Annotated in this window: 13 protein-coding genes; 3 read left to right on the top strand and 10 right to left on the bottom strand. The window is 64.4% G+C overall.

Annotated elements, in window-relative coordinates; genetic code table 11:
- Positions 1–3: 3 nt before the first annotated feature.
- The gene (locus KEC45_RS14485; protein WP_062177479.1) at positions 4–1,125 is read left to right on the top strand and encodes a DUF1501 domain-containing protein; all 1,122 of its coding nucleotides are present in this window, start codon (positions 4–6) and stop codon (positions 1,123–1,125) included.
- A gap of 3 nt (positions 1,126–1,128) precedes the next feature.
- On the opposite strand, the gene xth is transcribed toward KEC45_RS14485, so the two are convergent.
- The 7 genes from xth to KEC45_RS14520 all read right to left on the bottom strand — a co-directional run bounded on the left by xth (position 1,129) and on the right by KEC45_RS14520 (position 8,010).
- Positions 1,129–1,899, bottom strand: coding sequence for an exodeoxyribonuclease III (xth, locus tag KEC45_RS14490; RefSeq protein ID WP_062177476.1), 771 nt, complete (start codon positions 1,897–1,899; stop codon positions 1,129–1,131).
- A gap of 39 nt (positions 1,900–1,938) precedes the next feature.
- Positions 1,939–2,280 (bottom strand): iron-sulfur cluster insertion protein ErpA, encoded by a 342-nt coding sequence (gene erpA / locus KEC45_RS14495; protein ID WP_252172041.1) that lies wholly within the window; start codon positions 2,278–2,280, stop codon positions 1,939–1,941.
- Positions 2,281–2,372: 92 nt separating this feature from the next.
- Positions 2,373–3,047, bottom strand: coding sequence for a M23 family metallopeptidase (locus tag KEC45_RS14500; protein ID WP_238586550.1), 675 nt, complete (start codon positions 3,045–3,047; stop codon positions 2,373–2,375).
- 143 nt (positions 3,048–3,190) lie between these two features.
- Positions 3,191–3,982: a ferritin-like domain-containing protein gene (locus KEC45_RS14505; protein WP_062177470.1), complete on the bottom strand. Its 792-nt coding sequence runs from the start codon at positions 3,980–3,982 to the stop codon at positions 3,191–3,193.
- Positions 3,982–4,446 (bottom strand): peroxiredoxin, encoded by a 465-nt coding sequence (locus tag KEC45_RS14510; protein WP_193749092.1) that lies wholly within the window; start codon positions 4,444–4,446, stop codon positions 3,982–3,984. The genes KEC45_RS14505 and KEC45_RS14510 overlap by 1 nt, the downstream gene beginning before the upstream one ends.
- Positions 4,443–7,151 carry a bifunctional [glutamine synthetase] adenylyltransferase/[glutamine synthetase]-adenylyl-L-tyrosine phosphorylase gene (locus KEC45_RS14515; protein ID WP_062177467.1) on the bottom strand — a complete coding sequence of 903 codons (2,709 nt, stop codon included), beginning with the start codon at positions 7,149–7,151 and terminating at the stop codon, positions 4,443–4,445. Before KEC45_RS14515 ends, KEC45_RS14510 begins: the two co-directional genes overlap by 4 nt.
- Before the next feature lie 64 nt (positions 7,152–7,215).
- Positions 7,216–8,010: a response regulator gene (locus KEC45_RS14520; RefSeq protein WP_062177464.1), complete on the bottom strand. Its 795-nt coding sequence runs from the start codon at positions 8,008–8,010 to the stop codon at positions 7,216–7,218.
- 209 nt (positions 8,011–8,219) lie between these two features.
- Between KEC45_RS14520 and KEC45_RS14525 the strand changes: the two genes are divergently transcribed.
- On the top strand, positions 8,220–8,390 hold the full coding sequence (locus KEC45_RS14525) for a NepR family anti-sigma factor (protein WP_193749091.1): 171 nt from the start codon (positions 8,220–8,222) through the stop codon (positions 8,388–8,390).
- 1 nt (position 8,391) lies between these two features.
- On the opposite strand, the gene tgt is transcribed toward KEC45_RS14525, so the two are convergent.
- The 3 genes from tgt to KEC45_RS14540 all read right to left on the bottom strand — a co-directional run bounded on the left by tgt (position 8,392) and on the right by KEC45_RS14540 (position 12,265).
- Positions 8,392–9,531 (bottom strand): tRNA guanosine(34) transglycosylase Tgt, encoded by a 1,140-nt coding sequence (gene tgt, locus KEC45_RS14530; RefSeq protein ID WP_062177461.1) that lies wholly within the window; start codon positions 9,529–9,531, stop codon positions 8,392–8,394.
- 45 nt (positions 9,532–9,576) lie between these two features.
- Entirely contained in the window at positions 9,577–10,065 is a 489-nt protein-coding gene (locus KEC45_RS14535) for a hemerythrin domain-containing protein (protein WP_062177458.1), read from the bottom strand.
- A gap of 61 nt (positions 10,066–10,126) precedes the next feature.
- On the bottom strand, positions 10,127–12,265 hold the full coding sequence (locus tag KEC45_RS14540; protein ID WP_238586549.1) for an EAL domain-containing protein: 2,139 nt from the start codon (positions 12,263–12,265) through the stop codon (positions 10,127–10,129).
- A gap of 270 nt (positions 12,266–12,535) precedes the next feature.
- Here KEC45_RS14540 and KEC45_RS14545 point away from each other — a divergent pair, with 270 nt between their 5' ends.
- Positions 12,536–13,201: a helix-turn-helix domain-containing protein gene (locus tag KEC45_RS14545; RefSeq protein ID WP_083435885.1), complete on the top strand. Its 666-nt coding sequence runs from the start codon at positions 12,536–12,538 to the stop codon at positions 13,199–13,201.
- Positions 13,202–13,215: the final 14 nt, after the last annotated feature.

Here is a 13,215-nt window from a genome sequence, read left to right on the forward strand (position 1 = left end):
ACGATGATCCTCTCACGCCGCTCGATCATCCTGTCAGGGATCACAGTCGCCGCCGCGGGCACCTTGCCCCGCTTCGCCTATGCCGCCGCAGGGACGCCGAAACGCCTCGTCTTCATCATCCAGCGCGGCGCCGCTGACGGCCTAGGGATCGTCGCGCCGACCGGAGATCCCGGCTTTGCCGCGGCACGGCGCGCGATGGCCGACGAAACAGCGGACGGCGCGAAACTCGACGCCATGTTCACGCTGCACCCGGCACTGGCCGCAACCGCAGGTCTCTATTCGCGCAAACATGCGCATTTCGCGCACGCAGTTGCCACCGGTTATCGCGACCGGTCGCATTTCGACGGGCAGAATATGCTCGAGGGCGGCGGATCGCGACCCTATGGGCGGGACGACGGTTGGGTCGGACGCTTGCTCACCCTGCTCCCGGCAGCCGAGCGCGACGCGATCGCGATCGCCCCCGCCGTCCCGCTTGCGCTGCGCGGGCCATTGCAGGTCGGGACCTATGCCCCCAGCCGCCTGCCGCAGGCCGACGCCGACCTGGTGGCGCGGCTGACCGCGCTCTACGCCGACGATCCGCTGCTCCATCCGTTATGGGACAGCGCCGTGAAGACCCAGGAACTCGCGAGCGACATCGGGGGCAATAATGGCCGCAACGGCGCCGAACTCGGCAAGCTCGCTGCCTCGCTGATGCTCCCCGCCGATGGAGCGCGCGTGATGATGGTCGAAACCGGCGGCTGGGACACGCACAGCGGCCAGCGCGGCCGGCTTGCGGCGCAGCTTCGCGGGCTCGATCAACTCGTCGGTGCGTTGCAAACCGGCATCGGACCTGCGTGGAACGACACGCTCGTCATCGTCGCGACCGAATTCGGCCGCACGGTCGAAATCAACGGTACCGGCGGCACCGATCATGGCACCGCTTCGACCGCGATGCTGCTCGGCGGCGGGCTGGCGGCGGGCGGCAAGGTATCGGCCGATTGGCCAGGCCTGGGCGTCGCAGCACGTTACGACGGCCGCGACCTCAAGCCGACGCGCAGCCTCGAAAGCGTGATCGCCGGAGCGGTCGCGCATCATTATGCGCTCGACCCGAAGCGAGTGATGACGACGCTTTATCCCGACGCTTGAGCGCTAGTCGAGCATGGCCCAGGTTGGTGCATGGTCGCTCGCCTTTTCGCGACCGCGATGATCCTTGTCGACGCCGGCGTCGACCAGCCGGTCGGCGAGCGCGGGGCTGAGCAGCAGATGGTCGATGCGAAACCCGTGGTCGCGCTGCCAGCCGCCCGCCTGATAGTCCCAGAAGGTCCACACGCCGCCCGCCGGATGGCGGCTGCGGATCGCGTCGGTCCAGCCGTCGCCGAGCATCCGAAAATATGCATCGCGCGATTCGGGCTGCATCAGCGCGTCGGTCGACATAGCACGCGGGTCCCACACATCGTCGTCGTGCGGGATGACATTGTAATCGCCGGTCAGGATTGTCGGGATTTCACTCGCGAGCAGGAATTTCGCGCGCTCGCGCAGCCGCTCCATCCAGCGCAGCTTGTAGTCGAATTTCGGCCCCGGCTGCGGGTTGCCGTTGGGAAGATAGATCGACGCGACGCGGAGGCCATGGATGTCGGCCTCCAGATAGCGTGACTGTTCGTCTTCCGCCTCGCCCGCGAGCCCGCGTTGCGTTTCGACCGGCTGCGTACCCTTGGCGAGAATCGCGACGCCGTTGAAGCCTTTTTGCCCATGATAGAGGAAGCCATAGCCCGCCGCCTCGATCTCTTTCGTCGGCATCGTCTCGTCGCTCGATTTCAGTTCCTGCAGGCAGGCGATATCGGGCTGCGTTTCCTCGAGCCATTCGACGAGGCGCGGCAGACGGGCCTTGATCCCGTTGATATTGAAGGTCGCGATTTTCATTGGCTCGCTATGCCAGCAAGCACGCCGCTGTGAAAGGCGTCAGATCGAGAAGCTGGATCCGCAACCGCAACCCGAAGCCGCATTGGGGTTTTCCACCTTGAAAGACGACCCACCGAGCGAATCGACGAAATCGACGATGCAGCCGCGCACAAGGTCGATGCTGATCGGGTCGACCACCAGCTTCACGCCGTCAGTCTCTGTGACGATGTCATCGGCATCGATCCCCTCGGCAAGGCCGAAGCGATAGGTGAAGCCCGAACAGCCACCGCCATCGACAGCGAGGCGGAGCGCCGCATCGGCCTCGCCCTTACGATCAGCGATCCAGCGGACGCGCGCCGCGGCGGCCGGCGACAGGGTGATTTCGGAAAGCTGCGTTGCCATGATCATTAGATAGGAGCCTTGTGCCCAAATAAAAAGGGCGCCTCGACGGTTGACCCGCCTGGCGCCCCTCCTCTCCGACCCAGGAAAGCTTGTTATTCGGGACCGCCCATCGCGACATTCTTGCCGGTGATTGCAGCGATCGCCATCTGGTCCGACCGCACGAACGGCATCGGATTGACCGGCGCGCCTTCGATGCGGACTTCATAATGGAGGTGGTTGCCGGTCGAACGGCCGGTCGACCCGACATAACCGAGGACCTGACCCTTCTTCACCGACTGACCGGGGGTCACGATGTACGACGACATGTGGCCGTAGCGCGTCTGGATCGCGTTGCCATGCTCGACTTCGACATAGTTGCCATAGCCGCCGAGGCGCTGGGCGCGGCCGACGATGCCGTCGGCGGTCGCGTAAATCGGGGTGCCGTGCGGCGCCGGAATGTCGATGCCGTTGTGGCGGGCGACCTTGCCGGTAACCGGGTGGACGCGCATGCCATACGACGAGGACAGCGACATCTGGTCAATCGGGCGACGCGAAGGCACTGCAACGCCGATCGAGGCGGTCAGACCGGTGTCGAGGCGCTTCCACGCCTGAAAAATTGCGCGGGCTTCACTGTCTTCACCGGCCGACGGAACGCCAGCGGTAAAGCTGTCGTCATCGGGTTCGTCGGGAACGACAATGCTAGCATCGGCGCTGGTTTCGGCGGCGTGGACGGCCGGGGTGGCCAGTCCGAAACATGCTGCCGCGCAGACGATTGCGACTTGGTGCAACTTCTGCGCCAGAAGAGTGTTAATCAAAACGACGACCCCGCGTTTGCCATGTCGCCAAAGTCCGTAGATGGGCCTTGGCGCCGGTGTTTCTTGGTTTGGATGATTGCTCATCCCCCGCGGAAGCCTGTGTGCTGTTCCAATCCTTACGAAGCAATAACGGCGTAGAATTCTTGCGTTAAACCGGCGTCGTGGCGCGCCGAGTCGTTGAACGGTGGCTTCAAACTGCCCCGAAAGCGCGATTTTACTAGGGCGTGCCACGTTTCGACGACGTTGAATCCCATTTCATCGCACTTTCGCCGAAACCAGACTGTGCCGGCGGTCACATGGCGAATTTCATCGTTGTAAATGCGTGATAAAATCTTCGCCGAGGTCTCGTCGCCCACAGCGCGGAAGCGTTCCACGGTCGACGGCGTGACGTCGAGACCCCGCGCTTCAAGGACCATTGGCACGATCGCAAGCCGCGCTAGCACGTCATCGGCGGTGGATTCGGCCGATTCCCACAATCCGGCATGTGCAGGTAGCGCGCCATAATGACTCCCGAGCTGGCGGAGCCGCCGGTCGAGCAACGCAAAATGCATCGCCTCGTCGGCCGCCACCCCGATCCAGTCGTCGACGAACTGCCGCGGAAATTGATCACCGAACCGGCCAACCAGATCGACCGCAAGATCGATCGCGACGAACTCGATATGCGCGAGCGCATGGAGCAGCGCGATGCGCCCACGCTCGGAACCGCCCCTGCCGCGCTTCGGCATCCGGTTCGGCGGGAGCAGTTCGGGCGCGGCGGGCCATGCGGGCTGGTCGGGCATCGGCGTGTCGCAGCGATGCGCGAGCAGACCCTGCCGCCATGCCCGCGCCAGGCCGCGTGCCGCGCGGCGCTTGTCGTGTGGGTCCGGCGTCAGCAGGACCGCCCGCGCGGCTTCACCCAGCGAGTTCATCAAAGGGCCTTTGCGGCCTCCAGCACGGCGTCGGCATGGCCCTTCACACGCACCTTGCGCCATTCTTTCGCGAGCTTGCCGTCGCGGCCAAATAGGAAGGTCGAGCGCTCGATTCCCATATAGGTGCGGCCGTAATTCTGCTTTTCGACCCAAGTGCCAAAGGCTTCGCACACCGCCCCCTCTTCATCGGATGCGAGGCGGACGGTCAGCCCATATTTGTCGCGAAACTTGCAGAGCTTCGCCGGGGCGTCGCGCGATACGGCAAGAACCTGCGCGTTCAGATGCGCAAATTCGGGCGCTAGGCGCGTAAAATCCTGCGCCTCGGTCGTGCAACCCGGCGTGTCGGCCTTGGGATAGAAATAGACGACGAGCGGAGCGCCCTTCATCGCTGCAAGGTCGATCGCCGCGCCATCGGCATCCAATAATTTCACGGCGGGAATGGCATCTCCGATTGCGAGGGTCACGGCTTTGTCTCCTGCTTTGCGGGGCGAATCGAGGCCCACCAGTTCGCGATCTCCTGCCGCGCGGCGTCGTGCGCGGCAAGCAGTTGCGGCCAGCCGGGCTCACCGCACTGGCTCGCCACCAACTGCCGCGCCGCCGCGGTCGGCGGCTCTCCCTCAGGCGCGGTGAGACGAAGCATCACCAGCATCCGCGCGAGCAAGCCGTGCGCGTCGACCAGCTCGGGCGGGGCGAGCCCGGCCGCTTTCATGCACCCGAGTGCTGCCGAGATGTTCGGATCGTGGCACTGGCCGCTGACGAGCTGGGTCACCTGCATTGCAAATTCCAGGTCGACGAGCCCCCCGGGGCCGCCCTTTATGTCGAGCGGCCCCTGCGGCGGCTTGTGCGCCGCAATTTTGCTCCGCATTTCGGCGGCGTCGGCCGCGAGCTTCGCCGCGTCCCGCGGAATCGAGAGCAGTTCGTCGACAATGCGCTGCACCTCGGTCTTCGCCGCGTCCGAGCCATAAACCGGCCGCGCGCGCAGCAGCGCCATATGCTCCCACGTCCATGCTTCCTCGCGCTGGTAGCGTTCGAAACTGTCGACCGTCACCACCAGGGGGCCCTGCGCGCCTTGCGGACGCAGCCGCGTATCGACATCGTACAGCTTGCCCGCTGCGGTCGGCACCGACATCGCACCCGTCACGCGCTGCGCAAGGCGGTTATAATAGGTCGTCGCACCAAGCGGGCGCGGCCCGTCGGATTCGGCGAGATGGTCGCCGGTGAAGAGGTAGATGAGGTCAAGGTCCGACGCGTGCGTCAGCGCCCGGCCACCGAGCCGGCCGAGCGCGAGCACGACGAGTTCGCTGTCGGGGACGCGGCCGTGCGCCGCGACGAATTCGGCCACGGTCGCGTCGGCGAGCACCTGCAGCGCCGCTTCGGCAAGCTCCGAATAGCCGCAGGCGATCGTCAGCGGGTCGGTCGCGCCCGCCACGAGCTGCGCACCATAAGCGAAGCGCCGTTCGCCGACATGATCGCGCACCCGGTCGAGCAACCGCTCATAATCGAGCGCAGCCAGCCCCGGCCCCCATTCGGCAGTCAGTTGCTCCTTGTTGGCCGGCGCATCGAAAGCACGCTGATCGATCAGCCCCTCGATCAGCTCGACGCGAGTGCCGAGCGCGTCGGCGAGCGTCGGGGCGAGCGACAATATCCGCGTCGCGATCCGCGCCAGAGCCGGCTGCGCAGCGAGCAGATGAAAGAAGTTTATCGCACTCGGCAACCCCGCAACAAGCTTGTCGAAGCGCGTCAGCGTCGCTTGCGGATCGGGTGCCGCGCCCAGCGCCTTGATCAGTTCGGGCAGCATCGTCTCGAGCGCGTCGAGCGCCGCCGGGCTGCGCAGCGCGCGCAGCTTTCCGCCGCGCCATTCGGCGATCGTGCGCACCGCGGCATCGGGCGGGTCGAACCCCGCTGCGGCCAACTGCGCCGCAAGGCTGTCCTCGTCGCGCGGAAGGCCGGTGGTCACCGCGCGCTCCGCGACCAGCCGGTCGTAACAGGTGCCGACGTCCGCCACGACGGGTTCAAGCATCGCGAGCAGCGCCGCACCATCGGCCTCGCCATCGAGCTGTGCGACGCAGTCGAGAGCCGCCCCCTGCGTCGGCAGGCTATGCGTCTGCTGGTCCTCGATCATTTGCAATCGATGTTCGATGCGGCGGAGCGTCGCATAATGGCCCGAAAGGCGGGCCGCATCCTCAGGCTCGATCCGGCCCGCCGCTGCCAGCGCTGCTAGCGCATCGACCGTCGCAGGCACGCGCAGCGAGGGATCGCGCCCGCCATAGATGAGCTGATGGACCTGAGCGAAAAACTCGATCTCGCGGATGCCGCCGCGCCCGCGCTTCAGGTCAAAGCCCGGGCCGAATGCCTGCCCCTGCGCGAAATGGTCGCGGATCCGGTCGCTCATCGCACCGATTTCCTTGAGCTGCCGGAAATCGAGGCTGCGACGCCAGATGAAAGGTTGGATCGCCGACAGGAACTGCTCGCCCAGCGCTCGGTCGCCGGCCGACGCGCGGCTGCGGATGAACGCCGCCTGTTCCCACGCCAGCGCCTCCGATTCATAATAGGAAATCGCCGCATCGACCGGCAGCACGATCGGCGTCACCTCCGGATGCGGACGCAGGCGCAGATCGACGCGCAGGACATGGCCGTCGCCGGTGCGCGCCGACAATATCTCGGTCATCCGCCGCGCGATCCGCACCGCCGCCTCGCCAGGATCGTCGCGTTGCCGGCGCGGCAATGTCTCCGGATCGAAAATCAGGATCGGGTCGATGTCCGACGAGTAGTTGAGCTCGTGGCTACCGAGCTTGCCGAGCGCGATCACCGAAAGCCCGCGCGGCTCCTCGTCGGGAACACGTTCGGCGAAAGCCGCCGCAAGCGCCGCGTCGCACGCCTGGTCGGCAAAGTTCGACAGAAGCCGCGTCGTCGTCGCGACATCATGCTCGCCCGACAGGTCGCCGAGCGCAAGCAGCAGCGCCATACGGCCGCGCCACTGGCGCAGCGTCCGCATGATATCGTCGCCGACCGTCGGTGGCGCGACCGCCGTCAGCGCTGCATCGGTGCCTTCGCGCAGATAGCTGGCGACATCATCGGGATTGAGGTCCGCGAGCCGCGCGAGAAAAGGCGCATGCGCGGTAAGCCGGTCGAGTGCCGACTGGCGGCTGGAAGCGTCGAGGATAGCCATCGCCCCGCCCTATCACCCGCGGCGCCGCGTGTGACAAGGGTGCGGGGCGAAACGCCGCCGGGCGTCAGGCCGGAATCGTCGATTCGTCGAAGAACAGCACCTGCGAGATCGCTGCGCGCAGCGTTGCGGGCTGGTAGGGCTTGGTCAGCAGGAACGCTGGCTCGGGCCGGTCGCCGGTGAGCAGCCGCTCGGGAAAGGCCGTGATGAAGATTACCGGCACTTTAAGGTCGGTCAGGATTTCCTGCACCGCCTCGATCCCCGAACTGTTGTCGGCGAGCTGGATGTCGGCGAGCACGAGCCCAGGCTGATGCTTCTGTGCCTCGGCGACCGCCTCGCGGTGCGTCGTGGCAACGCCGACGACGTCGTGACCGAGTTCGCGGACGATCATTTCGATATCCATCGCGATGATCGGTTCGTCCTCGATGATCAGGATACGCGCGCGCGTCTGGCGGTCGATCTCGTCGGTCGCATCGGAGATCAGGCCGCGCACGGCCTCTCCATCGCGGCCGATGATGCGGCCGGTATCCTCGACGCTGAACCCCTCGACCGCAGTCAGTAACAAGGCCTGCCGCGCCAGCGAGGGTATGCGGCGCAGGCGCGCATCGGCAATCGCGATATCGGTCAGGGCGTCGCGGTCGTTCGCGGCCGCCTGTTCGGCCATCAGGCCGAAATTGTCATGGACCATCCGGTACAATTGGATGCGCAGGTCGGCGCCGATGTCGACCGCCCCGGGGTTCGCCACCAATGTTTCGAGCAGACGTGCGACCAGCGCATCCCCGCTTTGCTGGCTTCCGGAAATGGACCGGCCATAACGCCGCAGATAAGGAAGGTGCGGCGCAACCGACTGACCCAATGACATATTTTACCTCCTGATAACCGCACAAACTTTGGCAGACACGTCCGAAAAAGGGCCGGCTCACCACGCTTCCCCGGCATCATCCAATATATTTCGTCGATAGGGAACGATTTAGCATTAAAATAGTTTCATGCCGAAGGAACAAACGCGCCATTGCTCTTTGGTGTATGCGCGGTTAGCAAAAGGCCCCATGTCCAGCGGATGCTTCAATAATGTCGTCTAAAACCGGTTCGCCGCGCGGCGAGTCCTCCGGAAAGGACGCGGATAAGAAAACTTCCGCAAAAGGACAGGACGTCAACGGCGCCCTGCGCCGCGCCTATGAATCTACCGTCGACGAGACAATTCCCCAGTCGCTGCTCGATCTGCTGAGCAAACTCGACTGAGTCAGCTTCCCTTCGCCTCGCGCTTGTAGCGCGCGCCGAAATCGCTCTGGAACGCGGCGAAACTGCCCGCCCCGATCGCGTCGCGCATGTCCTGCATCAAATCCTGATAATAATGCAGATTGTGCTGCGTCATCAGCATTGCGCCCAGCATCTCGTTCGAACGGACGAGGTGATGCAGATAGGCGCGCGACCAGGTCGCGCACACGGGGCAAGCGCATGAAGCATCCAGCGGCGTCTGATCCTCGGCAAATTTCGCGTTACGGATATTGATCGGCCCGTCGCGGGTGAAGGCCTGCCCGTTGCGCCCGGACCGCGTCGGCAGCACGCAGTCGAACATGTCGACCCCGCGCGCGACCGCGCCGACAAGGTCGTCGGGCTTGCCGACCCCCATCAAATAGCGCGGCTTGTCGGCGGGAAGCTGGCCCGGCGCATAGTCGAGTACCCCGAACATTGCCTCCTGCCCTTCGCCAACGGCGAGTCCGCCGATCGCATAGCCGTCGAAACCGATGTCGGTCAGCGCCGCTGCCGAACGCGCGCGAAGCTTCTCGTCAAGCGATCCTTGCTGGATGCCGAACAGCGCCGAACGCGCCGCATGTTCCTCGCCCGCGTCGAAACCGGCGCGGCTGCGCGCCGCCCAACGCATCGATCGCTCCATGCTAGCCTCGGCACGCTTGGCGTCGACCCCGTTCGGCGGGCATTCGTCGAACGCCATCACGATGTCGCTGCCGAGCAGGCGCTGGATTTCCATCGAGCGTTCGGGGGTCAGCATGTGCCGCGAGCCGTCGAGATGGCTCTTGAACGCGACGCCCTCCTCGCTCTGCTTGGTCAGCGCCGACAGGCTCATTACCTGATAGCCGCCGCTGTCGGTCAGGATCGGTCGGTCCCACGCCATGAATTTGTGAAGGCCGCCCAGTCGCGCCATACGTTCGGCGGTGGGACGCAACATCAGATGATAGGTATTGCCGAGAATGATGTCGGCCCCGGTCGCGCGCACCTCGGCCGGGCGCATCGCCTTTACCGTTGCAGCGGTGCCGACGGGCATGAAAGCGGGGGTACGGATTTCGCCGCGCTGCATCCGGATCGTGCCCGTGCGTGCGGCGCCGTCGGTCGCTGCGATGGAAAAGGTGAATCTGTCACTCATGGCGCGCGCCTATGGCGGCGCGGACGCCAAAAGTCGAGCCGGAGGTCAGGCCTTCGCGTGTTCGCTTGAGGGTTCGTCCTCAGCCGCCTTCGCCTTTTCCTTTGGCTTCTCCTTCTCGAATATCTTGATGAGTTCGCGCTTCTTCGCCTCAGACAGCCCCTTTTCGGCCTGCGGGAACATCTCCTCCTCCTCCTCGTCGATATGGTGGAGGTAGCGTTCCTTCATCGACCGAAAGCGCGTAAGCCATCCCGTCGAAGAAAACTCCATCTCATACAGCTCGGTGAGGAAGTCCTCGATCTCCTTGTGCTCGGCGACGCTGTGCTGCGCCTCGTCGCGCAAATCGGGATTCGCGAGCATCGTCGCGTAGAGCGACATTTCTTCCGACGCCGCATGCGCGGTCACCTCGACCCGGAAAGTCTCGAACAGATAGCGACGCTCATCGCTGTCGCCCTGGGTCGCGTCAATGCGATCGAGAAGCTCGCGGTGCCGATCATGATCGGCCTTCAGTCGCGCAAAGATTTTGGTCTCGGTCATGTTCGTCTCCGTCCAATGGCGATCGGAGAGAGAACGGGTCAGCGCGCGGAGGGTTCCGGCGTCAGGCTGCCTTCCAGTCGCTCGTCGTCGTGAACGACGGCAGCGCCAACGCCGAAGTCGATTGGGTCGCGGCCGCGATCAGATAGGGTGACACGCGGTGCCGCGTGCAGAGCCCGCCATTGCCATCGCTGACCATCGTCTGTTCGAATTCCACGCCCTGCTGATGCTTCATCGACCGGCGGACCGTAGCGGTCACAAGCTGCCCTTCGCCAAAATCGATAACGAAGCGCGTGCCGACGGGCACATCCAGCAGGCCCTCGATAAAGGCGCCGGTGGCCGACAGGTTGCGGATCACGACCGCATAGCGATGATTGTCATGGATCGCGCCGACTTTGCGGAACAGCGAGAAACGATCATTGCGCTGGCGCGCGGGGCCCGTCGGCTTGATCGTCCACGTCCCCGATGTGTGTTCGAGCAATTCGGCCTGCGGCACCGGCTTGCTATAGACATAGCCTTGGACGTGGCTGACGTTCAGCTTGCGGATGAGTTCGAGCTGGTCGAGCGATTCGATGCCCTCGGCGGTAGTCTCCATTTCGAGCGCCTCGGCGAGCGCGACGATCGCGGCGATGATCGCGCCGTTGCGCGACCCGGCAACCGTCGCATCGCGGACGAAACTCTGGTCGATCTTGATCTTGTCGAACGGCGCCGACTGCAGATAGGCGAGCGAAGAATAGCCGGTCCCGAAATCGTCGAGGGCCAGACGAACCCCAAGTTCCTTCAGCGCCTTGAACATACGCGCGGTCTCGGCGGTATCGCCGAGGAACACGCTTTCGGTGATCTCCAGTTCCAGTCGTTCGGACGAGAGGCCGGTCGCCGCGAGCGCTTTCGCGACAACCTTGGGCAGATCGGCATTCGCGAACTGGATCGGCGAGACATTGACGGCGACCCGCATGTCGCCCGGCCAGCTCGCGGCATCTTCGCATGCGGTGCGCAGTACCCATTCGCCCAGTTTCCAGATCAGGCCGGCCTCCTCCGCGATCGGGATGAAGACCGAGGGAGAGATTATGCCGCGTTCGGGATGGGTCCAGCGGATCAGTGCCTCGACCCCGCTCACCATGTTCGATCGGGCATTGACGACGGGCTGATAGATCAGCGCCATCTCGCCGCGCAGCAGCGCGTCGCGCAGATCGTCCTCAAGCGCGCGGCGATCTTCGGCAGCGGTGTGGAGCTCGCTCGAATAGAAACTGAACCGCCCGCGGCCGTTCCCTTTTGCCGCATAAAGGGCCAGGTCGGCATTGCGAACGAGGTCGTCGCTGCTCAAACCGTCGAAGGGCGCAATCGCGACCCCCACCGAAGCGCCGATGATACAGCGGCTGCCCTCGACCGAATAGGGCTGCGACAGGCTGCCGATGATGTCCGCCGCCATGTCGCCGAGCTTGCCGCGATCCTCGATGTCGGGAAGGATGATCTGGAATTCGTCACCGCCCAGTCGGCTGACCATTTCCTTGTCGCCGACAATCTTGAGCAGACGTTCGGCGACCTGTTTGAGCAACGCGTCGCCCGCCGGATGGCCGAGCGTGTCGTTGACTTGTTTAAAGCGATCGAGATCAAGCAGCATGATCGCGCACGACCGCTGCTGCTGCGCGAAGGCAGCCAGTGTCGTGTCGAGCTTTTTCGAGATGTTGAAGCGGTTGGCGAGCCCGGTCAGCGAGTCATAAAGCGCGAGCCGCGATGCATCCTCGGCCGAGCGGCGCTGCGCGGTCACGTCGGTCCCGCTGCCACGATAGCCCGTGAACTTGCCACCGCCATCGAATTGCGGACGGCCCGAAATCGCCCACCAGCGATCGTCGCCCTCGAACGCACTGCGCAGCGGCAATTCGTCGAACTTGGACTGTTTTGTCAAAAGGAAGGGCAAGGTACGCTGGCGTTCGCCGTGGCTGTCGACGGGCAGGAACAGATCGACGAATGCTGTGCCGAGCAATGTGCCGGCCGTGCGCCCCATCAGTCGAGCGACGGAATCGGTGATATAGGTGAGACGCCCCCCGGCGTCGGTCGACCAGAACCATCCCTGGCCGCTTTCCTCATAATTCTGGAGAAGCAGCAGCGCTTCATGGGTGTGCAGATTTGCCGCGGAGTCGCCGCGCGGTTTGCCGGCACGGGCGCCGAGCAGGCCGAAAAAGCCGCGTTGGCCTTCGCCCACGTCATCATCCCCCCGCTCGCTGGAACTCATCCGCGATGGCACGTCCATCAAACAAACTCTTCGCCTGATCCCCACACTCCAGCCGCTATGCCGGGAAGGAATTGCGATAGTGTAAATATCTAAGGGTTTTCCGGAAGCTGTTCCGTTTGAAGACGTTGGCATCCTCACTCATCATATGCCCAGGCTCGTGCTGGTGACTTTCAGTCGCCCTGCCCTATTAACCTTCTCGCGAAGCCAAATATTAAGATAGGGCTCGCGATGGATGCGCGCATGGCGATGACTGTGTTTCTAAACAATATGCCGCGATCGGCTGGCAACGGTCGTGCATCGCGGCGGCAATTACGGCTTCCCCTGCACGGATCGAAAGCCACCGGCGCCGAAATCGCGGCGCTCGTTCACAATATTTCCGCGACGGGCATGCTTGTCGAAACCAGCGTAGCGTTCGAAATCGGCGAGGTGATCGAGGTTAATCTGCCGCATAGCGGTAAAACCGCGGCGCGGGTGATCTGGATCAGCGGCGACCTTTGCGGATGCCAGTTCGAGATATCGATCTCGCCCGCGACGCTCAGCGCCGCGCAACTGCGAAGCGTGGTAGGGCCGGACGCGTCAGCGCCAGACGACCAGCCCGCCCCCGGCGCCGAAAGCTTCGGCCTCCGCCTGCAGCGACTGCGAACGACAAGGGAATTGACGCAGGGCCAGCTCGCGCTCCGGCTGGGAGTCAGCGAGCCCTCGATTTCTGCCTGGGAGCTCGACAAGGCCAGGCCAAAGGCCGGCCGGATGGAAGCCCTGTCGGTAGCGCTCGGCGTCGAAATCACCGAGCTTCTCGGCGTCGGCGAGGTCGAAAATCTGAGCGAGCTGGTCGAGCGGGCCAAAGCCCAAATCGCCAAGGCGGCCGGCGTCACGCCCGACAAGATCAAGTTCACGATCGAGATGTGATTCGGACCTTGCAC

It is taken from the genome of Sphingopyxis sp. USTB-05 (genome assembly GCF_023822045.1).
In the GTDB taxonomy this organism is placed as follows: domain Bacteria; phylum Pseudomonadota; class Alphaproteobacteria; order Sphingomonadales; family Sphingomonadaceae; genus Sphingopyxis.